Annotated in this window: 22 protein-coding genes and 2 pseudogenes; 12 read left to right on the forward strand and 12 right to left on the reverse strand. The window is 69.8% G+C overall.

The features are described from left to right. Position 1 precedes the first annotated feature (1 nt). The 3 genes and pseudogenes from ACPWT1_RS05915 to ACPWT1_RS05925 form a co-directional block, all read right to left on the reverse strand. A pseudogene (locus tag ACPWT1_RS05915) lies at positions 2-699 on the reverse strand (TerC family protein). A gap of 270 nt (positions 700-969) precedes the next feature. Beyond that, the gene (locus ACPWT1_RS05920; protein ID WP_427914464.1) at positions 970-1524 is read right to left on the reverse strand and encodes a hypothetical protein; all 555 of its coding nucleotides are present in this window, start codon (positions 1522-1524) and stop codon (positions 970-972) included. A gap of 16 nt (positions 1525-1540) precedes the next feature. Beyond that, on the reverse strand, positions 1541-2698 hold the full coding sequence (locus ACPWT1_RS05925; protein ID WP_427914465.1) for a zinc-dependent alcohol dehydrogenase: 1158 nt from the start codon (positions 2696-2698) through the stop codon (positions 1541-1543). A gap of 108 nt (positions 2699-2806) precedes the next feature. Between ACPWT1_RS05925 and rocF the strand changes: the two genes are divergently transcribed. Both rocF and ACPWT1_RS05935 read left to right on the forward strand, forming a co-directional pair. Continuing rightward, positions 2807-3718 carry an arginase gene (rocF, locus tag ACPWT1_RS05930; RefSeq protein WP_427914466.1) on the forward strand — a complete coding sequence of 304 codons (912 nt, stop codon included), beginning with the start codon at positions 2807-2809 and terminating at the stop codon, positions 3716-3718. A 45-nt stretch (positions 3719-3763) separates the two neighbouring features. Then, positions 3764-4351: a hypothetical protein gene (locus tag ACPWT1_RS05935; RefSeq protein ID WP_427914467.1), complete on the forward strand. Its 588-nt coding sequence runs from the start codon at positions 3764-3766 to the stop codon at positions 4349-4351. Between the two features lie 12 nt (positions 4352-4363). Here ACPWT1_RS05935 and ACPWT1_RS05940 read toward each other — a convergent pair whose 3' ends face one another. Together ACPWT1_RS05940 and ACPWT1_RS05945 are read right to left on the reverse strand one after the other, a co-directional pair. Continuing rightward, positions 4364-6088, reverse strand: a complete 1725-nt coding sequence (locus ACPWT1_RS05940) for a RecQ family ATP-dependent DNA helicase (RefSeq protein ID WP_427914468.1) — start codon at positions 6086-6088, stop codon at positions 4364-4366. After that, positions 6088-6471: a hypothetical protein gene (locus tag ACPWT1_RS05945; RefSeq protein WP_427914469.1), complete on the reverse strand. Its 384-nt coding sequence runs from the start codon at positions 6469-6471 to the stop codon at positions 6088-6090. The genes ACPWT1_RS05940 and ACPWT1_RS05945 overlap by 1 nt, the downstream gene beginning before the upstream one ends. Positions 6472-6693: 222 nt before the next feature. Between ACPWT1_RS05945 and ACPWT1_RS05950 the strand changes: the two genes are divergently transcribed. Next, positions 6694-8697, forward strand: coding sequence for a hybrid sensor histidine kinase/response regulator (locus ACPWT1_RS05950; protein ID WP_427914470.1), 2004 nt, complete (start codon positions 6694-6696; stop codon positions 8695-8697). A gap of 89 nt (positions 8698-8786) precedes the next feature. Then, positions 8787-9206, forward strand: coding sequence for a DUF378 domain-containing protein (locus ACPWT1_RS05955; protein WP_427914471.1), 420 nt, complete (start codon positions 8787-8789; stop codon positions 9204-9206). 9 nt (positions 9207-9215) lie between these two features. On the opposite strand, the gene ACPWT1_RS05960 is transcribed toward ACPWT1_RS05955, so the two are convergent. Continuing rightward, positions 9216-12188, reverse strand: a complete 2973-nt coding sequence (locus tag ACPWT1_RS05960) for an L-glutamate gamma-semialdehyde dehydrogenase (RefSeq protein WP_427914472.1) — start codon at positions 12186-12188, stop codon at positions 9216-9218. Positions 12189-12281: 93 nt separating this feature from the next. Between ACPWT1_RS05960 and ACPWT1_RS05965 the strand changes: the two genes are divergently transcribed. The 5 genes from ACPWT1_RS05965 to ACPWT1_RS05985 all read left to right on the forward strand — a co-directional run bounded on the left by ACPWT1_RS05965 (position 12282) and on the right by ACPWT1_RS05985 (position 16764). Continuing rightward, the gene (locus tag ACPWT1_RS05965; RefSeq protein ID WP_427914473.1) at positions 12282-12758 is read left to right on the forward strand and encodes an Lrp/AsnC ligand binding domain-containing protein; all 477 of its coding nucleotides are present in this window, start codon (positions 12282-12284) and stop codon (positions 12756-12758) included. 88 nt (positions 12759-12846) lie between these two features. Continuing rightward, a complete protein-coding gene (locus tag ACPWT1_RS05970; RefSeq protein ID WP_427914474.1) occupies positions 12847-13059 on the forward strand; it encodes a DUF2945 domain-containing protein in 213 nt (70 codons plus the stop codon). 259 nt (positions 13060-13318) lie between these two features. Then, the gene (glpK, locus tag ACPWT1_RS05975) at positions 13319-14812 is read left to right on the forward strand and encodes a glycerol kinase GlpK (protein ID WP_427914475.1); all 1494 of its coding nucleotides are present in this window, start codon (positions 13319-13321) and stop codon (positions 14810-14812) included. Between the two features lie 48 nt (positions 14813-14860). Beyond that, positions 14861-15403 carry a DUF3617 domain-containing protein gene (locus ACPWT1_RS05980; RefSeq protein ID WP_427914476.1) on the forward strand — a complete coding sequence of 181 codons (543 nt, stop codon included), beginning with the start codon at positions 14861-14863 and terminating at the stop codon, positions 15401-15403. Positions 15404-15477: 74 nt separating this feature from the next. Then, complete coding sequence (locus ACPWT1_RS05985; RefSeq protein ID WP_427914477.1) at positions 15478-16764, forward strand: family 1 glycosylhydrolase; 1287 nt, start codon at positions 15478-15480, stop codon at positions 16762-16764. On the opposite strand, the gene ACPWT1_RS05990 is transcribed toward ACPWT1_RS05985, so the two are convergent. From ACPWT1_RS05990 to ACPWT1_RS06000, 3 genes and pseudogenes are all read right to left on the reverse strand, one after another. Continuing rightward, positions 16761-17900: an ATP-binding protein gene (locus tag ACPWT1_RS05990; RefSeq protein WP_427914478.1), complete on the reverse strand. Its 1140-nt coding sequence runs from the start codon at positions 17898-17900 to the stop codon at positions 16761-16763. The genes ACPWT1_RS05985 and ACPWT1_RS05990 overlap by 4 nt on opposite strands. 4 nt (positions 17901-17904) lie before the next feature. Then, positions 17905-18707 (reverse strand): annotated as a pseudogene (locus tag ACPWT1_RS05995) (alpha/beta fold hydrolase). A 55-nt stretch (positions 18708-18762) separates the two neighbouring features. Beyond that, complete coding sequence (locus ACPWT1_RS06000; protein WP_427914479.1) at positions 18763-19458, reverse strand: YggS family pyridoxal phosphate-dependent enzyme; 696 nt, start codon at positions 19456-19458, stop codon at positions 18763-18765. A 38-nt stretch (positions 19459-19496) separates the two neighbouring features. On the opposite strand from ACPWT1_RS06000, the gene ACPWT1_RS06005 reads away from it, so the two are divergent. Next, on the forward strand, positions 19497-20540 hold the full coding sequence (locus ACPWT1_RS06005) for a type IV pilus twitching motility protein PilT (protein ID WP_427914480.1): 1044 nt from the start codon (positions 19497-19499) through the stop codon (positions 20538-20540). Positions 20541-20562: 22 nt separating this feature from the next. Further along, on the forward strand, positions 20563-21699 hold the full coding sequence (locus ACPWT1_RS06010; RefSeq protein WP_427914481.1) for a PilT/PilU family type 4a pilus ATPase: 1137 nt from the start codon (positions 20563-20565) through the stop codon (positions 21697-21699). A 51-nt stretch (positions 21700-21750) separates the two neighbouring features. On the opposite strand, the gene ACPWT1_RS06015 is transcribed toward ACPWT1_RS06010, so the two are convergent. Then, positions 21751-23340, reverse strand: a complete 1590-nt coding sequence (locus ACPWT1_RS06015; RefSeq protein ID WP_427914482.1) for an MFS transporter — start codon at positions 23338-23340, stop codon at positions 21751-21753. Between the two features lie 113 nt (positions 23341-23453). On the opposite strand from ACPWT1_RS06015, the gene ACPWT1_RS06020 reads away from it, so the two are divergent. Beyond that, entirely contained in the window at positions 23454-24356 is a 903-nt protein-coding gene (locus tag ACPWT1_RS06020; protein ID WP_427914483.1) for an NAD(P)-dependent oxidoreductase, read from the forward strand. 192 nt (positions 24357-24548) lie between these two features. On the opposite strand, the gene ACPWT1_RS06025 is transcribed toward ACPWT1_RS06020, so the two are convergent. Both ACPWT1_RS06025 and ACPWT1_RS06030 read right to left on the reverse strand, forming a co-directional pair. Then, complete coding sequence (locus ACPWT1_RS06025; RefSeq protein WP_427914484.1) at positions 24549-25199, reverse strand: BON domain-containing protein; 651 nt, start codon at positions 25197-25199, stop codon at positions 24549-24551. Beyond that, the gene (locus tag ACPWT1_RS06030; RefSeq protein WP_427914485.1) at positions 25196-25795 is read right to left on the reverse strand and encodes a phosphoheptose isomerase; all 600 of its coding nucleotides are present in this window, start codon (positions 25793-25795) and stop codon (positions 25196-25198) included. The genes ACPWT1_RS06025 and ACPWT1_RS06030 overlap by 4 nt, the downstream gene beginning before the upstream one ends. Between the last annotated feature and the right edge of the window lie 20 nt (positions 25796-25815).

The following is a 25815-nucleotide window of genomic DNA, read 5'->3' on the forward strand; positions in this document are numbered from 1 at the left end:
CTTACGAGCGGGCGCCCTCGCGCTGGTGCAGCCGCGCGGTGTACCAGCCCGCGCCCAGCACGCCGGCGATAGCGACCGCGTAGGTGGCGTATTTCGCAGCGATGCTGGCGATGTCGGGCGCGTCGAACACCGGATCGAGCAGCGGCTCGCCGACGATCATGTGCGCGGCCGTGTAGGCCAGCACCGCGGCGCCCAGCTGGATGATCAGCGGGAACCGGTCCACCAGCTTCAGCACCACCGAGCTGCCGAACACCACGATGGGCACGCTCACCAGCAGGCCGATCACGACCAGCGTGAAGTCGCCATGCGCGGCGCCGGCCACGCCGAGCACGTTGTCGATGCCCATGAGCGCGTCGGCGACGACGATGGTCTTCATCGCGCTCCAGAAGGTCGCGGCGGCCGGGCCGTGGTTCTCGTCCTCGCCCGCCGGCACCAGCAGCTTGTAGGCGATCCACAGCAGGCCGAGGCCGCCGGCCAGCATCAGGCCGGGGATCTTCAGCAGCCAGACGACGCCGATGGTCATCAGCGACCGCACGACGATGGCGCCGGCGGTGCCCCAGACGATGGCGCGGGTGCGCAGGTTGGGGGCAGGCTGCGTGCGGCCAGCGCGATGACGATCGCGTTGTCGCCGGCCAGCACCAGGTCGATGAGGACGATGGCCAGCAGGGCCGACAGCCAGGCGGTAGAAAACAGTTCCATGGAAAGGGGGCTCCAGTCGATGCTCGTGGATGGACTGAGCACCACCGGGCCGGCATGTCCGCTGCAGAGGCTGCAGGATGACGCTTCGAACCCGGCCGTGCGCAGGCCGCGATCCGAAGGTCTTGCTCGGCTTGATGAAAGTCGGGCCCGGCGCACCGGAGGCCCCGCGGGGCCTCGTCCTGACGATGCGTCGAATCGGCGTGCCGGCCGGTCGACCGGCGCGCCGGGGAGCTACTCCCCTTCGTGGAACGAATTACACCACGGAGTGCATCACTCGTCGGAGCGCGACCGCCGCATCCACATGTAGACCAGGCCCACTACCGCGGTTGCGATCGCCGCCTTGCGGATGAAGCCCTGCCGGTTGTATTTCCACTCGGCCGGCCCGCCCATCTCCCTGAAGAGATTCGGCACGTGGCCGTGCGCCAGGTCCTCGATCAGGCCTTCGCCGACGTTCACGCGATCGGCCGCCATCAGGATCAGCCAGTGGCGCACGTCGTTCTCGCTGTACTTGAACGCCAAGCCGCGCAGCTTGCCCGAGAGGCCCGACGGCGGCACCGTCGTGCCGTACACCGGGGTCATGCCCGGCCGCTCCACCGAGTGGAAAACCTTCACGTGCGAGTGCTGCTGCTCGGGCGCATCCCAGTGCACGTGCGGCAGGCGCGGCGGGGTGCGCTCCATCGGGACGGCGGGACGGTTCTTCTGGTCGAGATCCGCGCCCCAGCCCTGGACGGCCGAGCGGTTGCCCTGGGTCTTGCGGAAGTTGGGGTTGGTCTTCTCGACATAGGTCGGCGAGACCTCGTTGGAGGGCGTGGTGGTGGTGTCCATCGTCGGTTCCTTGCGTTCAGTGAACCACGGCGCGCGGCGGGACCAGCACCGGCTTGATGCAGTTGTCCAGCTTGCTCGAGAAGATGTGGTACGCGTCGGCCACCTCCTCCAGCGGAATGCGGTGGGTGATGATCTCGCTGGGCTTGATGCGGCCGGCCTGGATGTGCTCGATCAGGCGCGGCAGGTGGCGCTTCACGCTGGCCTGGTTCATCCGCAGCGTCAGGCCCTTGTTCAGGGCATTGCCGATCGGCACCGCGTTGAAGGTCGGCCCGTAGACGCCGACGATCGACACCGTGCCGCCCTTGCGCACCGAGTTGATCGCCCAGTGCAGCACGGTGGCGGCGCCGGCCTGCAGCGGCAGCACCACGCCGGTCAGGCGCTGCATCGCGCTTCCGGCGGCCTCGGCACCGACGCAATCGATGCACACGTCCGCGCCCAGCCAGTCGGTCATCTTCTTCAGGTGCACCGCCATGTCGGCGACCTCGCGGAAGTTCACCACCTCGCACTGCGCGAAGCGCTTGACGAACTCGAGCCGGTACTCCAGGTGGTCGACCACGATGACGCGGCCGGCCCCGAGCAACCATGCCGACTTTGCGGCAAAGATTCCCACCGGCCCGGCGCCGAACACCACCACGGTGTCGCCTTCCTCGATGTCGCCCATCTCCGCCGCCTGGTAGCCGGTGGGATAGGCGTCGGTGAGCAGCACCGCGTCGTCGAGGTCCAGGTCCGACGGGATCACCGTCGGCCCGACATCGGCCATCGGCACCCGCACGTACTCGGCCTGGCCGCCGTCGTAGCCGCCGGTGGTGTGCGAATAGCCGTAGATGCCGCCGACCGCAGTCGCTTCCGGGTTCACGTTGTGGCAGTTGCTGTACAGCTCCTTCTGGCAGAAGAAGCAGGTGCCGCAGAAGATGTTGAACGGCACCAGCACGTGGTCGCCCTTCTTCAGGTTGCGCACCGAGGGCCCGATCTCCTCGACGATGCCCGTGAACTCGTGGCCGAAGGTGCTGCCGACGCGCGTGTCGGGCACCAGGCCGTGGTACAGGTGCAGGTCCGACCCGCAGATGCAGGCGCGGGTGACGCGCACGATGGCGTCGTTCGGGTGTTCGATCTCGGGCTCGGCCTTCTGCACCGCGCGCACGCGGTACGGACCACGATAGTTCATCGCCAGCATGGAATGGGGCTCCTGGTTGGGTGGGGATCGCCCTCCTCGGCAACTGGCATGCCCATCCTGGCGGCACAGCGGTTCGCCGTCGCGCAATCCGCCGCACAATACGCCGCGATGAGCAAACCCGTCAGCCTGATCGGCGCCCCCACCGACGTGGGGGCCAGCGTCCGTGGCGCCGGCATGGGACCCGACGCCTTGCGCGTCGCCGGCCTGGCCGAGGCGCTGCGCCGCAATCGTCTCGAGGTGGTCGACCGCGGCAACCTCGCGGGCCCGCCCAATCCCTGGCTGCCGCCGCAAGGCGGCGTGCGCCATCTCGAGGAAGTGGTGGCGTGGAACCGCGCCGTCGATGCGGCGGTGACACAGGCTTTGGCCGACTGCCACGTGCCGCTGCTCATGGGCGGCGACCATTGCCTGGCGATCGGGTCCATCAGCGCCGTGGCGCGCCACTGCCGTGCCACCGGCAAGCACCTGCGGGTGGTCTGGCTCGATGCGCACACCGACGTCAACACCGAGGCGATCAGCCCCTCGGGCAACCTGCACGGCATGCCCGTGGCCGCGCTGCTGGGGCATGGACCGAAGGCGCTGGTGGGGTGGAGCGGTGCACCGGCGGCGATCACGCCGGAGCAGATCGACTTCGTCGGCATCCGCAGCGTCGATGCCGACGAGAAGCAGGCGATCCACCAGCTGGGGCTGCAGGTGTTCGACATGCGGCACATCGACGAACACGGCATGCGCACGACGATGTCGGAAGTGCTGCAGGACGTCCACGAGGACACCCACCTGCACGTGAGCTTCGACCTCGACTGCCTCGACCCGATGGAGGCGCCCGGCGTCGGCACCGGCGTGCGCGGCGGCCCCACCTACCGCGAGATGCAGCTGTGCATGGAGATGATCGCGGACACCGGGCGGCTCGCGTCGCTCGATGTCGTCGAGATCAATCCCGCGCTCGACGTGCGCAACCGCACCGCCGAACTGGCGGTCGAATTCATCCAGAGCCTGTTCGGCGCCTCGACGCTGGTGCGCTGAAGCGCGCACGGCCGCGGCGCTCCGCGATCGTGGACACTGCCGCCCATGACGCGGTCGCAGGCGCACTCGATCGGCAGCCAGGGGCGCAACGCGCTGGTGGCGCTGCTCGTGGTCGCTGTGCACGTCTGGCTGCTCTCGGTGCCACTGCCGGACGGGCCTCGCCGTGAGGCCCTGCATTCATCGAGCAGTCCAGTGACGGTGCTGCTGATTCCGCCGGCAGATGCGCAGTCGACACGAGCGCCCGCCGCGCCGCGGCCTTCCAGGCAAGCCCTCTCCTCGCGCCGGATGGACGCGCGGCCTTCGCCACGGACTGCGACGTCCACCACGCGACCGGCGCCAGATCACGAGTCGACGTCGCCGACCGGACCAGCGTCCGCTGCGCCCGAGGCGCCGGCGCAGCCGGCGCATGGCCGCGGCCCGATCACGCCGAGTCTCCCGACCTGGCAGGCGCCCCCGACGCTGGCCGAGCGTGCGCAGGCCCGCCTCGAGCCGGCGACGGGCGTGAACCCGCTGCAGCGAGGCATCGAGTCCTCCGCCAGGCCCGATTGCAAGGAGGCCTATGCCGGCCTGGTGCTGTTGGCGATTCCCGCGTTGGTGCGCGACGCCTTCCGCGACGACGGCTGCAAGTGGTGAGGACGCGCGGCCCTACGCGGCCGCGGCCTGCTTCGCCCCGCGCGCCTTGCGCACGAAGTCGGGCTGGAAGGTGCGGCGGCTGCCATCGGCGAAGGCCACCGTCACCTCCATCACCGTCGCCTCGCGCACCTGTCCGCGGCCATAGCGCTTGACCAGCACGATGTCGCCGGCGGCGAACGCAGGCCGCACCGGCGCGTGCTCGTCGTTGGCCGCCCGGTCGTCCATCTGCGCCGCCTCGGCGCGCGCGAGGGCTTCTTCCTGGCGTGCGATGCGCAGGCAGTTGTCGCAGTGCTTGCAGCGCTCGAACGGCGCCTCGCCTTCCAGGTGCTCCAGCAGCACGTGCCAGCGGCACTGGCCCGTCTGGGCGTAGAACACCATGCGCTCCAGCGTGTCGCGGTCGGACTCGCGCTTGTCGCGGTACGCCGTCATCAGCGTGCCGAGCGCGTCATCGCGCAAGCCCTGCTTGAGCAGCTTCACGCCGCCCTCGGCATCAACGGAGACGATCTTCTGCCGGCGCAACAGGCCCAGCGCGACCTGCACCTTGCTGCGCGGCCGGCCCAGGCGTGCCTGCAGCAACGGCAGTGTCCAGGCGCCGCCTTCGACCGGCGACTCCTGCAGGGCCTTGTAGAGACCCGCTGCGTCGTCATCGGTCGGATAGCGGCCGGCCATGAAGAACTGTTGCACCGCCTTGTCCGCACGCAGGTACAGCAGCGTGCACAGCGATGCCTGGCCGTCGCGGCCGGCACGTCCGGCTTCCTGGTAGTAGGCCTCGAGTCCCGGCGGCAGCTGGTAGTGCAGCACGAAGCGGATGTCGGGCTTGTCGATGCCGAGGCCGAAGGCGTTGGTGGCGACCATCACGCGCACCCGGTCCTCCATGAAGTCGTCCTGCGCCGTCTTGCGCTCGGCCGCCGGCAACTTGCCGTGGTAGATGCCCACCGACTCGCCTGCCTGCACCAGCGCCTCGTGCACCGCGACCGCGGCCTTCACGGTGGCCGTGTAGACCAGTCCGCAGCCCTGCGCACCGCGCACGAACGTCACTGCCCGATCGAGCTTCTCGTCCTCGCGCGCCACCTGTTCCACCTTCAGCGCGAGGTTGGGGCGGTACGAACCGGTGTGCACGATGCCGTCGCGCGCGATGCCCAGCTGCTGCGCGACGTCGCGCGCGACGTCGTCGGTCGCCGTCGCCGTCAGCGCCAGCACGGTCGGCTTGCCGAGCGACGGCAGCGCGGTTCCGATGTCCAGGAAGGCGGGCCGGAAGTCGTGTCCCCATTGCGAGATGCAGTGCGCCTCGTCCACCACCAGCAGGCTGGTGGGATGTTGCGCCAGCGCCTGCGCGAAGCCGGGCTCGGCCAGCCGCTCGGGCGTGAGCATCACGATGCGCGCGGAGCCGTCGAGCGCCGCCTCGCGCGAGGTCCGTTCCTCCTCGCTGTCGATCGCGCTGTTCAACTGCACGGCATCGATGCCGTGCTCGCGCATCGACTCGACCTGGTCCTTCATCAGCGCGATCAGCGGCGACACCACGACCGTGCGCCCCGGCAGGAGCAATGCCGGCAGCTGGTAGCACAGCGACTTGCCCGCGCCCGTCGGCATGATCGCCAGCGTGTTGCGGCCGGCGAGCACGCGGTCGATCGCCGTGCGCTGGCCGGCGCGCAGCCGGCGCAATCCGAACGTGTGCTGCAGGACCTCGGCGATGCGCCGCTCGCGGTCGGCGGCGGTGCCGTTGCGCCGGGCCGGCATCAGGCGGCGTCGTCGCCGTCCTCGTCGGCGTCCCGGTCCGCATCCAGGTCGGTCATCTCCTGGCCATCGGGATCGGCCTCGGGGAAGCCGTTGCCGGAGCCCGGTCCGTCGTCGACGGCCGCGCCGAGATCGTCATCGCCCTCGGCGTCTTCCGACATGCGCACCACGCGATCGGGCGCGATGTCGCCGCCTTCCACCGCGTCGGGGCCGTACACGCCACCGCGCTCGCCCGTGCCCGGGCCGTCGCTGTCGGCGTGGAGTTCACGCGTGCCGAGCGCGTCGCTGCCGCTGTCGGAGTTGTCGCTCGGGCCGAGCAGGTCGCTGCTGCGGCCGCTGGGCTGCGCCGGCGCACGCTCGCCGCCGAGGATGCTGCTGTATGCCATGGAGTGCTCCTGTTGTCCTGCGGGCAGTGTGGCCGCCGGAGGGCTGCTGTCGCGTCGGCGGCGGGGCGGCGAGGGTGTCGGACACCGCCGTCGACGGCGCGCATAAACTCCCGCTCTTTGCTTGCAGGGATGGGCATGGAGCGACCGAGGCCGACGTCGTCGCGCGGCGAAAAGCACATCAGCGGAACGGAGGGCGGGACTGAACGCCCGCCGCTGCAAGCCATGCTGCCGGCCCAGTTGCACCTGCGCCTGCTGGAGGCGCTCGCACCGCCCTCCCTGATCGCCGATGCGCAGCTGCGCATCCTGCACCTCTCTCCGCAGGCCGGCCGCTTCCTGCGGCACGCGGGCGGCGAACCGTCGCACGACCTGCTGCAGTGTGTGCTGCCCGCGCTGGCCGAACCGCTCGAAGGCATGCTGCACGATGCTGCGCCGTCGGGCTGGCACACGTGCGTCGTGCGCCAGGTGCCGCTGGAGGGCGCTTCCCGCGACATCGAGCTGCGTGCCATGCCGTTGCACCAGGCCGGTGGGGTGACCTGGCTGGTGCAGTTCAACGAATCGCCGGTGCCGGCCGCGGCGCCCGCACCTGTTGCGCCGCCGCTGGCGCCCGAGCACGGCTCCGTGCTGGAGGCGTTGCGCACGACCGAGGAGCAGTTGCGGCTGGTCGTGGAGAACGCGCGCGACTATGCGATCTTCTCGATCGACCTGGACCGCCGCATCACCACCTGGAACCGGGGCGCCGAGCGGCTGCTCGGCTACGACAGCGCCGAAGTGGTGGGCCGCACCGCTGACGTGATCTTCACCGAGCAGGATCGCGCGGCCGGCGCGCCCGTCGAGGAAGCCACGACGGCGCTGGCCGAAGGCCGCGCCAGCGACGATCGCATGCACGTGCGCAAGGACGGCAGCCTGTTCTGGGCCAGCGGCATGTGCATGCTGATGCGCGACGGCCGCGGCGAGGCCGTGGGCTTCGTCAAGATCCTGCGCGACCAGACCGCGGAGCGGGACAGCCGCAAGGCGCTGGAAGCCAGCCAGTCCGAGCTGATCCAGGCCCTGGCCGAGATGCAGCGTGCGCGCCAGTTGCTGGAAGCCGCCGATGCGGCCAAGGACCGCTTCCTGGCCGTGCTGTCGCACGAGCTTCGCAACCCACTTGCGTCAATCGCGAGCGCTTCCGAGCTGCTGCTGATGCCCAAGCTGCCCGAGGCGGCGCTGGAGAAGGCGGCGCAGGTCGTGCAGCGCCAAGCGCAGGCGATGAAGGTGCTGCTGGACGAACTGCTGGACGTCTCGCGGCTCAGCCTGGGCCGGCTGACGCTCACGCGCCGCCCGGTGTCCGTCGGGGCGGTGATCCAAAGTGCGCTGGAAGCGACGCGGCCGCTCGTGCAGGCGGCGGGCCACGAGCTGGTGGTCACGCTGCCCGCGGTCGCCGTCGAGGTCGACGGGGATCCGATGCGTCTCGCCCAGGTGGTCTCCAACCTGGTGAGCAACGCGGCCAAGTACACGCCCGAAGGCGGCCGCATCGGCGTGCGCGCGGAGGTCTTCCACGACGAGGTGGTGATCACGGTCGAGGACAACGGCATCGGCATGGACCCGGCCGAAATCGACCGCATGTTCGACCTGTTCTCGCAATCGGCCGGTGCCCTCAATCGCTCCAATGGCGGGCTGGGCATCGGGCTTGCGCTGGCGCGCAACATCGTCGAGCTGCACGGCGGCTGGATCATGGCCAGCTCGGCCGGCCAGGGGCAGGGCAGCCAGCTGCGGGTCGGGTTGCCGCTGCTGCGCGTGGCGGACGCTCCGGCACCGTCCATGCCACCCGAGCCCGTCCCGCAACCCTTGCGGCCCGCGGAGGCCAGCGAAGGCGAGTTGATCCTGGTGGCCGACGACAACGGCGACGCAGCCTGGGGCCTCGGCAAGCTGCTGGAGCTGTCGGGCTTTCGCGCGGTGCTCGCGCGCAGCGGCGAGGAGGCGTTGCAGGTGGCCGAGCAGCACAGGCCCGCGGTGGCGCTGCTGGACATCGGCATGCCGGACCTGAGCGGGCACGAGGTGGCGCGCCGCCTGCGCAAGCAGCCTTGGGGCCGCGCCATGATCCTGATCGCGGCGACGGGCTGGGGGCAGGAGAAGGACGTGCAGCACTCGATGGAGGCCGGCTTCGACGCCCACCTCACCAAGCCGCTGAACGTCGGCCGCATCCGCAGCCTCATCGAGGAACTGGCGGCCCGGCGCAAGGCTGGCTGAGCGGCTTGCGCCAACCCGCTGCGCGACAGCGGGCACGTGGTTTGCCGGACCGGTGGATCGATTCACAGACCCACCAGGAGAGATTCGCAATGGCCGAGTATGAAGACCGCACCACGCGGACCACGACCACGAGCGCCGATCCGTACGAGCGCACCACGACCACCAGCGCCGACCCCTACGAGCGCACCACGACCACCACTGCAGACCCGTACGACCGCAGCACCCGCACGGCGACCTACGTCGAGCGTCCGCGCGAGGTGCACGAGGAGGATCGCACGGTGCGGCACCACCACACCGTGGGTCACAAGAACATCCTCGACTGGCTGGCGCTGATCCTGCTGATCGTCGGCGGCCTGAACTGGGGCCTGGTGGGCCTGTTCGGCATCGACGTGGTGGCCTCGATCTTCGGGCCCGGCTCGACCCTCTCGCGCATCATCTACATCGCCGTCGGCGTGGCGGCGATCTGGGGCTTCGCGCTCTCGCGCCTGGGACCCACCAGGCGCGTGTGACGTCCGCGGTCAGCCGGCGAGCAGCGCCACGTTGCCACCGGCCGCGGCCGTGTTGACGGTGAGGGTGCGCTCGGCGCAAAAGCGCAGCAGGTAGTGCGGGCCGCCGGCCTTCGGGCCGGTGCCCGACAGGCCCTCGCCGCCGAACGGTTGCACGCCGACGACGGCGCCGATCATGTTGCGATTCACATAGACGTTGCCCACGCGTGCCCGGGCGGCCATCGATTCGGCGCGGCTGTCGATGCGCGTCTGGATGCCCAGCGTCAATCCGTAGCCCAGCGCGTTGATCTGGTCGACGACGGCCAGCGGATCGCCCGACCAGCGCACCACGTGCAGCACCGGGCCGAACACCTCGTGCCGCACGTCGGCGATGGCGGCCACTTCGAACGCCTGCGGCGGCACGATGTGCGGCGGCGCATCGGGCGGCACGTCCGCAGCGAACAGCGGCCGCGCCGTCGTGCGCAGCCGCTGCAGGTGGTGCTGCAGGTTGCCGAAGGCCTCGGCATCGATCACGGGCCCGACATCGGTTGCGAGGTGCAGCGGGTCGCCGCACACCAGTTCGCGCGCCGCGCCGCCGACCATGTCGATCACCGCATCGGCGATGGCCTCGTGCACGCACAACAGGCGCAGCGCCGAGCAGCGCTGGCCGGCCGAGCGGAACGCGCTCTGCACCACCGCGTCGGCCACCTGCTCGGGCAGCGCGGTCGAGTCGACCACCATCGCGTTGATGCCGCCGGTCTCGGCGATCAGCGGGACGATCGGGCCGTCCTTGTTCACCAGCGCGCGTGCGATGAGGCGCGCCACCTCGGTCGAGCCGGTGAACACGACGCCGGCGATGCCTGGCAGTGCAACCAGCGCGGCGCCGACGGTCTCGCCGGTGCCATGCAGCAGCTGGAGCACGTCGGCAGGCACACCGGCCCCATGCAGCAGGGCGACGGCTTCACGCGCGATGGCCGGCGTCTGTTCGGCCGGCTTGGCCAGCACGGTGTTGCCCGTGGCCAGCGCGGCGGCGACCTGGCCGGTGAAGATCGCCAGCGGGAAATTCCACGGGCTGATGCACACCCAGGTGCCGCGGCCTTCGAGCCGCAGTTCGTTGCGCTCGCCGGTCGGGCCGGGCAGGGTGCTCGGACGCAGCAGCTGCTCGGCCTCTGCGGCGTAGTAGCGCAGGAAGTCGATCGCCTCGCGCACTTCCGCGATCGCATCGCCCCAGGTCTTGAACGCCTCCTTCACCAGCAGCGCGCACAGGCGCGGCAACTGCGACTGCATGGCGTCGGCAGCCGAGCGCAGCATCGCGGCGCGACGCGCGGCGGGCAGCGCCGCCCACGCGGGGAAGGCGGCTTGCGCGCGGGCGAAAGCGGGCGTGATGGCGTTCGGTTCCGCCATCGACACCTGCGGCACCGAGGTGGCCGCCGCGGCTGCGAGCAGCCGATCGCGCATCGCGGCCACTGCGAGATCCATGCCTTCGCTGTTGCGACGCGAAGGTCCGTACAGGTCGGCGGGCAGCGGCAGTGCCGGGGCCGGTGACGCATGCAATGGCGATTGCAGCAGCCGGTCGAGGCCCACCGATTCGTCGGCGAGCTGGTGCACGAAGGAGGAATTGGCCCCGTTCTCCAGCAGCCGGCGCACGAGGTAGGCCAGCAGGTCGCGGTGCTTGCCGACCGGTGCGTAAATGCGGCACGCGAGGCCCGGGTCCTTCAGCACCTCGCGGTAGATGCCCTGCCCCATGCCATGCAGGCGCTGCAGCTCGAAGGTGGCGCCCGGCTCGCCACCGCCCTGCGCGCGCGCCATCTGCACGATGGCCGCGATGGTGCCGGCGTTGTGCGTAGCGAACTGCGGGTAGATGACGTCGCGCGCATCCAGCAGGGCGCGCGCGCACGCGAGATAGGAGATGTCGGTGTGGTGCTTGTGGGTGAACACCGGGTAGTGCGGCAGCCCCTGCTCCTGCGCGCGCTTGATCTCGGCATCCCAGTACGCGCCCTTGACCAGCCGGCACATGAAGCGCAGGCCCAGCGTGCGGCCGAGTGCCGCGACGTGCTCCACGAGGTCGACCGCGCGGGTCTGGTACGCCTGCAGCGCGAGGCCGAAGCCCTGCCAGCGCGGGTGCTGCTGCGCCACCTGCCGCGCGAGCGCCTCGAAGACGTCGAGCGACAGCTCGAGGCGGTCGACTTCCTCGGCGTCGATGGTGAGGTTGATGTTCGCCCGGGCCGCGAGGTCGCACAGCGTCCACACCCGCGGAACCAGCTCGGTCATCACGCGCTCGTGCTGCGTCTCCTCGTAGCGCGGGTGCAGCGCCGAGAGCTTGATCGAGATGCCGTCGTTGCGCGCGACGGGGCCCTGCGCATCGGCGCGCGCGGCGATGGCGCCGATCGCCTGCCGGTAGCTGGCCAGGTAGCGCGCGGCGTCCGCGTCGGTGCGCGCGCCTTCGCCCAGCATGTCGAACGAGAACCGCACATTGGGCTGCGCGCGCCGCGCCTGCGTGGCCTCGGCGAGCGCAGCCTCGATGTTCTCGCCCAGCACGAACTGGCGCCCGAGCAGTTGGACCGCGCGCACGGTCGCAGCGACCACGGTGCGTGCACCCAGCCGCGTGAACAGGCCTTCATCGCCGCCACCGGCCGGCAGCATCTTCTTGGACAGCGCGATGGCGGCGCTGGAGAGCCGGCCGATCGCGCTGTCGCCGTCCTGGCGCGCGAAGTCGGCGCGGCCCAGCTGGTCGGCCGTGAGCGCGATGGCCGTGTCGGCATCGGGCACGCGCAGCAGCGCTTCGGCCAGCCGCATCAGCGCCAGCCCTTCGCTGCTGGAGATGGGGTACTCGCGCAGCAGGGTCTCCATGGCCCAGAACGGCGGCGGGTCCTCGCGCACCGCTTGGACCCAGGGCGCGGCATCGTGCGCGGCCGCGGCCCAGTCGAGCGCGCCCTGCAGGCTGGCGAGGCGGTTCGTGACGACGGTGTTCTCGTCGCGGTAGGGAGAGGGCAGGCGTTGCGGCATGGTTCAGGCGCGGCTGTGGAATTCCTATCGTGGAGCGGATCCGGGCGAGTTATTCGCTAAAGTCGTGACCATGCACGAAAGAAATAGCTAGCGATGCCCGACGAAGCCGAGACCCTCGACCGCATCGACCGGCGCATCCTGCAGGTGCTGCAGGCCGATGGCCGCATCGCCAACCTCAAGCTGGCCGAGGCCGTGGCGCTGTCGCCGACCGCGGTGCTGGCGCGCGTGCAGCGGCTCACGCGCGAGGGCTACATCCTGGGCTACGAGGCGCGGCTGAATCCGCTGAAGCTGGGCGCGGGCATGCTGGTGTTCGTCGAGGTGCTGCTCGATCGCACCACGCCCAACGTGTTCGATGCCTTCAAGGCCGCGGTGCAGGTGCACGACGAGATCCTCGAATGCCACATGGTCGCCGGCGGTTTCGACTACCTGCTCAAGACGCGCATGCGGGACATGCAGGCCTACCGCGACTTCGCCGGCACGGTGCTGTGGCAACTGCCCGGCATCCGCGAGACCCGCACCTATGCGGTGATCGAGGAGGTCAAGCACACGGCACGGCTGCCGCTGCGGTAGGCACGCGCGTTGCACCCGGTGACAGCGCGGGGAGCCGTGCCCGGCCATGATGTCTCGCTTGTCCCACCTGTCTGACGAGGAGCACTGCATGAGCGACAAGTTCCGGCCCGGCGACGCGGTTGAATGGAATTCCCACGGCGGCATCGCCAAGGGCAAGGTGAAGAAGAAGCTGACCAGCCGCACCACGATCAAGGGCCACCAGGTCGCCGCCTCGCAGGCCAACCCCGAATTCCTCGTCGAGACCGACGAGGGCGGCCAGGCCGCGCACAAGCCCGAGGCCCTGCGCAAGCGGGGGCGCTGAGGGAAGCGGGAGCGGACGGCCGAACGCGAAAGACGCGAAAGGACGCGAAAGACGCAAAAGGAATTCAAGGAAAGGTGGCTAGGCGTCTCTGGGTCAGGGACGATCCAGAACTTCGCACAAGGCGTTCGAGCCCCACCTTCTTCCACTGTCTTCTTTCGCGTCTTTTGCGTCCTTTCGCGTCTTTCGCGTTCGGCTGTCCGCTCCCGCCTCCGGGTTTCATCGACCCACGCCAGCAAGCTCGCGCGGCTAGCATCGCCGCATGACTTACCTGCTGGCCCTGGACCAGGGCACCTCCAGTTCGCGCAGCATCGTCTTCGACGCCCACGGCGGCATCGTCGCCATGGCGCAGCGCGAGTTGCCGCAGATCTACCCGCAGCCCGGCTGGGTGGAGCACGACGCGCTGCGCATCTGGGACGACCAGCTGGCGACCGCGCGCGAAGCGCTGGCCCGCGCCGGCATCGGCGCGAAGGACGTGGCCGCGCTGGGCATCACCAACCAGCGCGAGACGGCGGTCGTCTGGAATCGCAGGACCGGCCAGCCGATCCACCATGCGATCGTGTGGCAGGACCGGCGCGGCGAACCGCTGTGCACGCAGTTGCGCGAGCAGGGGCATGCGCAGCGGATCCAGCAACGCACGGGCCTGCTGATCGATTCGTACTTCTCGGCCACCAAGGTGCGCTGGCTGCTCGACAACGTGCCCGGCGCCCGGGCCCAGGCCGAGCGCGGCGAGCTGGCGTTCGGCACGATCGACAGCTGGCTGCTGTGGCAGCTGACCGCCGGCGCGCTGCACGCCACCGACGTGACGAACGCGTCGCGCTCCATGCTGTTCGACGTGCACCGCAATTGCTGGGACGACGAGCTGCTGGCGTTGCTGGACATCCCCGCATCGCTGATGCCGCAGGTGCTGCCCTCGAGCGCCGAGTACGGCCGCACTGCCGAGGCGCTGCTGGGTGCGCCGGTGCGCATCGGCGGCGTAGCCGGCGACCAGCAGAGCGCGCTCTTCGGCCAGGCGTGCTTCCGCGAGGGCATGGCCAAGAACACCTACGGCACCGGCTGCTTCCTGTTGATGCACACGGGCGGGCGCTTCCAGCCGTCCACCAACGGCCTGCTCACCACCAGCGCGGCGCAGACATCGCCGCAGCCGCAGTACGCGATGGAGGGCAGCGTGTTCGTTGGAGGCGCCGTCGTGCAGTGGCTGCGCGACGGCCTGCATGCGATCAAGAGCAGTGCCGAGATCGAGGCGCTCGCGGCCAGCGTGCCCGACGCCGGCGGCGTGATGCTGGTGCCGGCCTTCACCGGCCTGGGCGCGCCGTACTGGAAGCCCGACGCGCGCGGCGCCATCACCGGCCTCACGCGCGGCTCGACCGTGGCCCATGTCGCGCGCGCGGCGCTCGAAAGCATCGCGTACCAGAGCGCCGCGTTGCTGCAGGCGATGAGCCGCGATGCAGCCGCCGCCGGCGTCGCGCCCGTGGCCGAGCTGCGCGTCGATGGCGGCGCGTGCGTGAACAACCTGCTGATGCAGTTCCAGGCGGACCTGCTGGGGATCCCGGTCGTGCGTCCCGCGGTCACCGAGACCACGGCGCTGGGCGCGGCCTACCTCGCCGGCCTGACCGCGGGCGTGGTGTCCGGCACCGATGAACTGCAGGCGCAGTGGAAGGCCGAGCGCCGCTTCACGCCCACGCTGCCGCGCGATCGCGCGGCCGAGCTGATGGCGCGGTGGGACCACGCCGTCAGGCAGGCCACGCTGGCCTGAGCGTCGCGGCCTGCGCAGAATGGGCTCGCACACCGCGAGGAGATCGCCATGCGAGTCCTGATCCTCACCCTGGCGGCGGGATGCCTTGCCGCATCGATGCCGCTCGCCGCCCAGACGCTCAAGCCCGGGCTCTGGGACATGCAGGCGAGGCCGCAGGGCGACCCCGAGATGCAGGCGCGCATCGCGAAGATGCGCAAGGACATCGAGTCGCTGCCGCCGGACCAGCGCAAGCAGGCGGAGGCGATGATGGCCGCCCACGGGATGGAGATCGGGTCGGGGCCGGGTGGCATGTCGCGCATGCGGATCTGCCTGACGCCCGAGATGGTGGAGCGCAACCAGCTGTTCATCCCGCGCTCCGATTGCCACAGAGACCAGCAGCGCAGCGGCAGCAAGGTCCACCTCACGTACACGTGCACCAGGCCGCGTTCCACGGGGGACGTCCAGATGACGGTGAACAGCCCCGAGTCGTACGCGCTGCACGCCGACATGACCGACGAGCTGGACGGCACGCCGAAGACGACGACGGTCGACGGCAATCGCAAGTGGGTGTCCGCCGACTGTGGCCAGGTCAAGCCGATCCGGTCGGAGTAGCGGCGCTCCCTTTTTCATTTCGCAACAGCGCCCGCGACCCCCGTTTGCAGCCGGGCATGGTCAAGTCGGGCCGCATGACCCGAGCCCACCACGACAAGTCCGCGGACAACCGGAAGACCGACCACGCGGGCATCTTCCCGACCTTCTTCCTCTCCGGCTTCGAATGCTCCACCTTCCTCTGGAAGGACGGGCGCCGGCGCGATCTGGTCGCCGAGACGCAGCACCGCGAGCATGCGCAGCAGGACTACGAGTTGCTGGAGAGCCTGGGCATCGCGGTCGCGCGCGAAGGCATTCCGTGGCCAATGGCGGATCGCGGCGGTGGCCAGTACGACTTCTCGATGACGGCGCCGGTGATCGACGCGATGAAGCGCAGCCGCATCACGCCGATCTGGGACCTGTGCCATTACGGCTATCCCGATGACGCCGACCCGTTCGACGATGCCTTCGCCGAGCGCTTCGCGGACTACTGCCGTGCCGCCGCGCGGCATGTGTCCCAGCAGCTGGACGGACCGTATTACTTCACGCCGATCAACGAGATCACCTTCTTCGCGTTCGCCGGCGGCGAGTGGGGCTGGGTGGCGCCGTACTGCAAGGACCGCGCGGGTCGCGAGAAGCTGCGGGTGGCGCTGTGCCGCGCCGCGATCGCGGGCGTGAAGGCGCTGCGCGAGGTGCTGCCCGACGCGCGCATGGTGCACGTCGATCCGCTGATCCAGGTGGTGCCCCCACCGGACCGGCCCGACCAGAAGGCGGCGGCCGACCACGAGACCTTCGTCGATGCGTTCCTCGCGTGGGACATCCTGTACGGCAAGGAGCATCCCGAGCTCGGTGGTTCGCCCGAGGTGCTGGACATCGTCGGCGCCAACAACTATTCGTTCGGGCAGATGGAGTACCGCGAGCACGGACCGCACAAGGCGCTGCCGCCCGGCAGCCCCGGCATCCAGCCGCTGTGCGACCTGCTTCAGCGCGTGTGGGACCGCTACCACCGCCCGATGGTGATCGCCGAGACCAGCGGCATGGGCAAGGGCCGCCCCGACTGGCTGCGCGACGTGATGAACGAGTCGATGGCGGCGGTCAACCGCGGCATGGACCTGCACGGCATCTGCCTGTTCCCGGCGGTCGACATGCCGGACTGGCACACCGGCGAGTGGCTGCACAACGGCCTCTGCGACCTGGTGGATGGCGACGGCCGCTTGCGTCGCGTGCCCGACGATGCCTACGTCCAGGAGTTGCGCCGCTGGCAGAAGGAACTCAATCGCGTGACGCGCGTCGACGAGGACCCGTACAGCGATCCGGTCGACCTGGAAGACGTGGTGCAGGCGGCCAGGCGGCTCAATCCGCAGCCGGACAAGGACTGGAACTAGGTCGGGGCGCGCGTGCTGCGCGGGAAGCGGGCCAGGAACAGCGTGCCCGCGTCCGCGCTGGAGCTCACCGCCACGTGGCCGCCATGGGCCTTGGCGATCTCGCTGACGATGTAGAGCCCCAGGCCCACGCTGCGCGTGGCGCCCTCCTCGGTGCCGCGCACCAGCGGCTGGAAGAGCGTCGCCTGCGCATCGAGCGGGATCGGCGTGCCGGTGTTGTGGACGGCGATGGCGAAGTAGTTGTCGTGCACCTCGGACCGCACCGTGACCGGCGCATCGGCGCGGCCGTAGGCGACGGCGTTGCCCACCAGGTTGCCCACCAGCTGACCGATGCGGTCGGCGTCGGCCACGCACTCGCCGTCACCCATGCGCTCGTGGACGACGGCGCGGTCGGCGAAGGCCTGCCCGAGCTCGTCCACCACCTCCGCGACCAGGGTATGCAGCGGGAATGGCGCGGGAGACACCGCGAGGCCCTTGCCCAGACGCGCCTGTGTGAAGTCCAGCAGGTCGTTGATGAGGCGGTGGGCGCGGTCGGTGGCGCGTGTCATCCGGCCAAGCACGCTCAGCTGCTGGGGACGCGTCTCGGTGCGGGTGAGCAGCTGGGCCCCCATGTGGATGGTCGACAGGGGATTCCGCAGGTCGTGGCTGACGATGCCCATCATCTGTTCGGCAAAGAGGGCACGGTCCCTGGCCGCGTCCTGGTGCGCCTTGGCTTCCTCCACCAGCACCTCCAGCCGCTGGCGCGAGAGAAGCAGTTCGCGCTCGTACTTGTCGCGGTCGCGGGCGACGAACGTCGCGATGTGCGCCACCGGTCCGTGCGGGGTCTGGCGCCGCTGCGCGTTCAGCACCATCGGCACCGTGGTGCCGTCGCGGCGCCGGAAATCCAGTTTCACCTCGGACACCGAGCCCTGCATCTGAATCAGCGGCGCCAGGTGCGTCTGGTGGAAGATACGGCCGCCCACGGTGAGCAGGTCCTGCAGGCGGAGACCCAGCAGCATGTCGCGCTCGTAGCCGAGCCACTGGCACAGGGTGGCGTTCACGCGCGAGATGACGCCATCCGGACCGGCCTGCACCACGCCGCAGGGCAGGGCATCGAGTGCCTGCTGCACCTCGTCGGACGGTGCTTGGACGGGGTCCATCGGGTCAGAGTGCGTGCCGGGCCAGGAAGCGGTCGATGGCGTCGGCGCAGGGACCGGCGCGCTCAGGTGCGGGCAGTGCCCTTCGTTCTGCACGACCACCAGCTCGCTGTCGGGAAGCACGCGGTGCATGTAGTCGCCGACGGTGCGCGGGGCAATGATGTCGTCGCTGCATTGCACGATCAGCGTCGGCGTGTGCAGCTTCGGCAGGTCGGCGCGGTTGTCCGAGAGGAAGGTGACCCGCGCGAAGTGCTTCGCGATGTCCGGGTCGGTGCGGCAGAAGCTGTTGGTGAGCTCCTGCGCCAGTTCGGGTTGCTCGGGCGCGCCCATGATGGCCGGCGCCATGTTGCTGGACCAGCCGAGGTAGTTGCTCTCCAGCGTGTCGAGCAGCGATTCGATGTCGTTGCGCTCGAAGCCTCCGACGTAGTCGCCGTCGTTCAGGTAGCACGGCGACGGGCCGATCATCACCTGCGCAGCGAAACGCTCGGGCGCCTCGAGGTTGGCCAGCATGCCGATCATGGCGCTCACCGAGTGGCCGACGAACACCACCGGCCCGGTCGCGAATTCCTGGACGATCTCCAGCACGTCGCCGGCATAGCCCTGCAGGGTGCCGTACTTGCTGCGGCTGTAGGCCTTCAGGTCCGACTGGCCACTGCCCACCAGGTCGAACAGGATGGTCTGGTAGCGGCCCGCATAGGCGGGCGCCACCTTGCGCCACATGTTCTGGTCGCAGCCGAAGCCATGGGCGAACACCATGGTGGCGGCACCGGCGCCGTCCACGTGGACGTTGTTGCGTTGGCGGATGTTCATGGATGTACTCGACGGTGGGGCGTGGATTGTTCCACAGCGCACCGTGGTGCGGGCCTCACGCCGCGTGCCGCGGCCTGCCGCCGAAGATGGCCGTGCCCACGCGCACCATCGTGCTGCCCGCCGCGATGGCGGCCTCGAGGTCCGCGGTCATTCCCATCGACAGCGTGTCGAGCTGCAGGCCCGCATCGCGCAGGTCGTGGAACAGTGCCGCGGCCTGCGCGTGCACGGCCACCTGCGCGTCGTAGGTCGCGGCAGGCTCGGGGATGGTCATGAGCCCGCGCAGCCGCAATCGCGGCAACGCGGCAACCTCGCGCGCGAGATCGAGTGCTTCCTCCGGCGCGACGCCCGACTTGGACGCGCCGCCATCGATGTTCACCTGGATGCAGACGTTCAGCGGCGGCTTGTCGTCGGGGCGCTGCTCCGACAGGCGCTGCGCCACCTTCAGGCGATCGACCGTGTGGACCCAGTCGAAGTGCTGCGCGACGAGTCGCGTCTTGTTGCTCTGGACCGGGCCGATGCAATGCCATTGCAGTGGCAGGTCGGCGAGCAACGCGATCTTCTCGACGGCTTCCTGGATGTAGTTCTCGCCGAACGCGCGCTGGCCCGCGGCGTGCGCCTCGCGCACCGCTTCCGGGCCGAATGTCTTCGACACGGCGAGCAGCGTGACTTCGGTCACTGGGCGTTGCGCACCGGCACAGGCGGTGGCGATCCGCTCCCGGACGGCTTGGAGGTTGTTTCCAATCGTCGTCATAATCAGCCGGCGCTTACCTGAACAATACAGAGGGACTCGTGGATATTACCCAGCTGCTGGCATTCAGCGTGAAGAACAAGGCCTCGGACCTGCACTTGTCCGCCGGCCTGCCGCCGATGATCCGCGTGCATGGTGACGTGCGCCGCATCAACATCGACGCGCTGGACCACAAGCAGGTGCACGCCATGGTGTACGACATCATGAACGACGGGCAGCGCAAGCAGTACGAGGAATTCCTCGAGTGCGACTTCTCGTTCGAGATCGAAGGACTGGCGCGCTTCCGCGTCAACGCCTTCAACCAGAACCGCGGCGCCGCGGCCGTGTTCCGGACCATTCCCTCCAAGATCCTGAGCCTCGAGCAGCTCAACGCGCCGAAGATCTTCGGCGAGCTGGCGCTCAAGCCGCGCGGCATGGTGCTGGTGACGGGCCCCACGGGCTCGGGCAAGTCCACCACGCTGGCTGCGATGGTGAACTACCTCAACGAGACCGAGTACGGCCACATCCTCACGGTCGAAGACCCGATCGAGTTCGTGCACGAGTCCAAGAAGTGCCTGGTCAACCAGCGCGAGGTGGGCCCGATGACGCTGTCGTTCGCGGCGGCGCTGAAGTCCGCGCTGCGCGAGGACCCGGACTGCATCCTGGTGGGCGAAATGCGCGACCTGGAGACCATCCGGCTGGCGATGACCGCGGCGGAGACGGGCCACCTGGTGTTCGGCACGCTGCACACGTCCAGCGCCGCCAAGACCATCGACCGCATCATCGACGTGTTCCCGGCCGACGAGAAGGAGATGGTGCGCGCGATGCTGTCCGAATCGCTGCAGGCCGTGATCTCGCAGACGCTGTGCAAGACCAAGGACGGCAACGGCCGGGTCGCGGCGCACGAGATCATGCTGGGCACCTCGGCCATCCGGAACCTGATCCGCGAAGCGAAGGTCGCGCAGATGTACTCGGCCATCCAGACCGGCAACAACTTCGGCATGCAGACGCTGGACCAGAACCTCACCGACCTGGTCAAGCGCAACGTGATCAGCGCGGCGGAAGCTCGCAGCAAGGCCAAGATCCCCGAGAACTTCCCGGGCTGAGCGAGCAGAGGAGCGAGCGAACATGGAACGCGACCAGGCCAGTAAATTCATCAACGACCTGCTGAAGCTGATGGTCAGCCGCAATGGCAGCGACCTGTTCATCACCGGCGAATTCCCGCCCGCGATCAAGGTCGACGGCAAGGTCACCAAGGTATCGCCCCAGCCGCTGTCCGGCCAGCACACGATGGCACTGGCGCGGTCGATCATGAACGACAAGCAGGCGTCCGAGTTCGAGCGCACCAAGGAGTGCAACTTCGCGATCTCGCCGCCCGGCATCGGTCGCTTCCGCGTCAACGCGTTCGTGCAGCAGGGCAAGGTGGGCATGGTGCTGCGGGTGATTCCGCAGGTGCTGCCCACGATCGACAAGCTGGGCGTGCCGCAGGTGCTGAAGGACGTGGTGATGGCCAAGCGCGGGCTGGTCGTGCTGGTGGGCGCCACCGGCTCGGGCAAGTCGACCACGCTCGCGGCCATGATCGACTGGCGCAACGAGCAGAGCTACGGCCACATCATCACGATCGAAGACCCGGTGGAATTCGTGCACCCGCACAAGAACTGCGTGGTGACGCAGCGCGAGGTGGGGCTGGATACCGACAGCTGGGAAGCCGCGCTGAAGAACACGCTGCGCCAGGCGCCCGACGTGATCCTGATGGGCGAGGTGCGCGACCGCGAGACGATGGAACACGCGATCGCGTTCGCCGAGACCGGCCACCTGTGCCTTTGCACGCTGCACGCCAACAGCGCCAACCAGGCGCTGGACCGCATCATCAACTTCTTCCCCGAAGAGCGCCGGCAGCAGCTGCTGATGGACCTGTCGCTGAACCTGAAGTCGATGGTCTCGCAGCGCCTGGTGCCCAAGCAGGACGGCAAGGGCCGCTCGGCGATGGTGGAGGTGATGCTCAACTCGCCCCTGATCAGCGACCTGATCTTCAAGGGCGAGGTCTCCGAGATCAAGGAGATCATGAAGAAGAGCCGCAACCTGGGCATGCAGACCTTCGACCAGGCACTCTTCGACGCCTACGAGAACAACGTGATCACCTACGAGGACGCGCTGCGGAACGCCGACTCGGTGAACGACCTGCGGCTGCAGATCAAGCTGAATTCGCAGCGCGCGAAGACGCAGGACCTGTCGTCCGGTACGGAGCATCTGGCGATCGTCTGATCACCGGAGCATTCGCGGACGACCAAGCCGGGCCATGCCCGGCTTCGTTCTTCAGCGCCCCGGGTGGGGCTTCACTTCGCCGCGAGGGATCGTGGCCCAGGCGACCCACGCGCTCGCAAGGGCCAGTGCGGCGCTGGTGAGCATCACGGCGCGGAAGCCGGCGACGAAGGCGGCCTTGGTCGCACCGCGGATGGCCAACGCCGCTTCGGGCGATGCGGATGCGGGAGGCTGCAGGGCCGCGAGCCTGCCACGCTGGGCCCACGCCGCATCGGCAAGGTCCGGCGGCACGGTGCCGGTGAGGGCCGCGCGCAGGTGCGGATCGAACACGCTCGCCAGCAGCCAGCCGAACACCGCGATGGCGAGCACGCCGGCGACGCGCGACACCGCGTTGTTGATGCCCGAGGCGACGCCCGCCGAAGCCGGCGGCACCGCCGCCATCACGACGGTGGTCAGCGGCGCGACCGCGATCGACATGCCCAGGCCGAGCACCAGCACGCCGGGCAGGAACCCGGCCCAGTAGCTCGCGCCCACGCCGGGCCAGGCGAGCAGGGCGAAGCCGGCGGACGCCAGCGCGGGACCCGCCACCAGCGGCAGTTGCGCGCCGTGCCGCTGCACCAGGCCGCCGGCCCAGCGCGAGAGCACGAACATCACGAGGATGAAGGGCAGCAGCGCGGCGCCGGCCGCCGTCGCCGACAGTCCCTGCACCTGCACGAGGTTGAGCGGCAGGAAGAACAGGCCGCCGCCCAGTCCCGCATACAGCAGCAGCGTGAGCACGTTGGCGCCGCTGAACGCACGGTTACGCAGCAGCGCGAACGGGACCATCGGTGCGGGGTGGCGGCGCTCGGCCCGCACGAACGCCGCCAGCGCGGTGGCCGCGACGGCGGCTGCGCCCAGCACGGACGGCGCGAGCCAGCCGCGCGCGGGCGCTTCGGTGAACGCGAACACCGCGCCGCCGAGCGCCAGCGTCGCCCACACCGCGCCGGCGGCGTCGAAGCGCGAACGCGCCGGGGCCGGCCGGTCATCGGGCACATGCCGGATCGTGATCCACAGCAGCAGCACCGCGACCGGCGGGTTCACCGCAAAGGCCCACGCCCACGACGCCTGGTCGACGAGCCAGCCGCCCACCAGCGGCCCGATGGCCGACGTGATGCCACTGAAGGCCGCCCAGGTGCCGAAGGCCGGGCCGCGTTCGCTCTCCGGAAACGTGGCACTGATCAGGGCAAGGCTGCCCGGCACCAGCAGGGCCGCGCCCACGCCCTGCACGCTGCGCGCGGCGATCAGCTGGTGCACCGTCTGCGCGAGCGCGCAGGCCAGCGAAGCCAGAGCGAACAGCACGATGCCGGCAAGGAAGGTGCGGCGGCGGCCGAGGCGGTCGCCCATCGCGCCCCCTGCGAGCAGCAGCGCCGACAGCAGCAATGCGTACGCCTCGACCACCCACTGCACCTGGGCCGCCGACGCGCCCAGCGCCTGCTGGATGGCAGGCAGCGCGATGTTCATCACCGTGCCATCGACGAAGGCGAGGCTGGAGCCGAGGATGGCGGCGGCAAGCACCCAGCGCTTGCACATGCGATCGACGCCGACTGCAGGCTCGCCGCCTCGCAGCAGCGCCTCGTCGCAGGGAAGTCGCGTCGCCACTGTCATGCCATCAGCTCCTCGGGGCACGCGCGCATCATCCGGCAACCGTGTCCGATGAGATGGCGCCTGCTGTCGGGGCCCTCCTAGAATCCGGCCTTCATTCCAAGGAGACCACCTCGATGCCCAGCACGAACCCGAAGAGCTACGAGTCCACCCCGGCCCGCAAGGTGGCCTTCCTCGGCCTGGGCGTGATGGGCTTCCCGATGGCGGGGCACCTGGCCCTGGCCGGGCACGACGTGACGGTCTACAACCGCAGCGCAGCCAAGGCGAAGGCCTGGACCGGCGAGTTCAAGGGCAAGTCCGCGCCGACGCCGCGCGAGGCAGTGGCCGGCTGCGAGCTGGTGTTCTGCTGCGTGGGCAACGACGAGGACCTGCGCTCCGTCGTGCTGGGCGCCGATGGCGCGCTGGCCGGGATGAAGCCCGGCGCGGTGTTCATCGACCACACGACGGCTTCGGCCAATGTGGCCCGCGAGCTGTCGGCCGCGGCTGCAGCCAAGGGACTGAAGTTCGTCGACGCGCCGGTGTCGGGCGGCCAGGCGGGGGCACAGAACGGGATGCTCACCGTGATGTGCGGCGGCGATGCGCAGGCGTTCGAGGCCGCGCGGCCGGTCGCGATGGCGTTCGCGCGTGCGTTCACGCTGCTGGGCGGCAGCGGTGCGGGCCAGCTGGCCAAGATGGTCAACCAGATCGCGATCGCGGGCCTCGTGCAGGGACTGTCCGAGGCCATCGCGTTCGGCATGAAGGCCGGCCTGGACATGGAGCAGGTGCTGGAGGTGATCGGCAAGGGCGCCGCGCAGAGCTGGCAGATGGACAACCGCGGCAAGACCATGATCGCCGACAAGTTCGACTTCGGCTTCGCGGTCGACTGGATGCGCAAGGACCTGGGCATCGCGCTCGAGGAAGCCAAGCGCAACGGCGCGCGGCTGCCGATGACCGCGCTGGTGGACCAGTTCTACGCCGACGTCCAGCAGCAGGGTGGGAGCCGCTGGGACACGTCGTCGCTGATCAAGCGGCTGAAGTAGGGCGGGAGCCAGAACTCCCCAACGCAGAAGACGCAGAAGGCGCGCAGAAGGCGCAGAACAAACCTGTGAAGGTGGTGCGCGGCGAACCTGGCCACGCTGCGCATCGACCGGCCCCGTCGAAAACTGAATCCTTCTGCGCTTTCTGCGGAACTTCTGCGCCTTCTGCGTTTGGAAGTCCGCTTTCGCTTCCCCTCAGGGCGCCTGCCGCGGCGTGGTGTCGGGCTTCAGCGGCGTGGTGGCGATGCGGCGCATGTCCTCGTCGCTGATCATCTCGAACGCGCGCACCACGCGCTCCACGCCGCCGACGCCGCGCGTGAGGTTGGTCGCGCGGTCGGCCTCCCGCGGGGTCACCAGGCCCATCAGGTAGACGGTGCCGCGTTCGGTGACCACCTTGAATGCGTTGGCCTGCAGCAGCTTGTCGTCGACCAGCGAGGCCTTGACCTTGCCGGTGACCAGCGTGTCCGACGAGCGCTGGCTGAACGATGAGGCGCTCATCACGCCCAGGTCGTTGATCACGCCGCGCACGTTCTCGACCTTGCTCACCAGCTGTTCGGCGGCCTGCTTGTCCTGCTCGCTCGGCACCTCGCCAGTGAGCAGCACCTGGCGGTTGTAGCTGGTGATATTGACGTGCACGCGCTCGCCCATGGCGTCGCGCAGGCGCGCGGCCGCACGCAGCTCGATGCCTTCGTCCTCCAGCTGGGCGCCCGAGGTGCGGCGGTCCACGGCGACCAGCGACGTCATGGCGGCGCCACCGAGCATCAGCGGCGCGCAGGCGGACAGGGCGGCGGCAAGGCAGCAGCCCGCGAGGGTGGTGAGGGCGAGGCGGGGCAGCGAAAGGGTCATGCGGTGGGTTCCTGGTCTCCGAGCAGTTGCGCGTCCACCCCGTCGCACAGGCAGTGCAGCGTGAGCAGGTGGACTTCCTGGATGCGGGCGGTGCGTTCGTGCGGCACGCAGATGTGCACGTCGGTCTCGCGCAGCAGCGCGCCGATCTTGCCGCCGCCACGGCCGGTGAGCGCGATGACGGTCATCTCGCGCTCGTGCGCGGCCTCGATGGCGGCGAGCACGTTGGCCGAGTTGCCGCTGGTGGAGATGGCCAGCAGCACGTCGCCCGCCTGGCCCAGCGCGCGCACCTGCTTGGAGAAGACGCGGTTCCAGTCGTAGTCGTTGGCGACGGCGGTGAGGATGGAGGTGTCGGTGGTGAGTGCGACCGCGGCCAGTTCGGGCCGCTCGCGCTCGAAGCGGCCGACGAATTCGGCCGAGAAGTGCTGGGCGTCGGCGGCCGAGCCGCCGTTTCCGCACGAGAGCACCTTGCCGCCGCTGGTGACGCAAGCAAGCAGGGCCTGCACGCCGGCGGCGATGGGTTTGCTCAGCACCTGCGCAGCCTGGTACTTCAGGTCGGCGCTGTCGATGAAGTGCTGCTGGATCCGTTGTTCGAGCATGGCGGGGGATGATAACTGGC

Origin of the sequence: Ramlibacter sp. MMS24-I3-19 (assembly GCF_050320135.1) — a bacterium.
Classification (GTDB): domain Bacteria; phylum Pseudomonadota; class Gammaproteobacteria; order Burkholderiales; family Burkholderiaceae_C; genus Ramlibacter.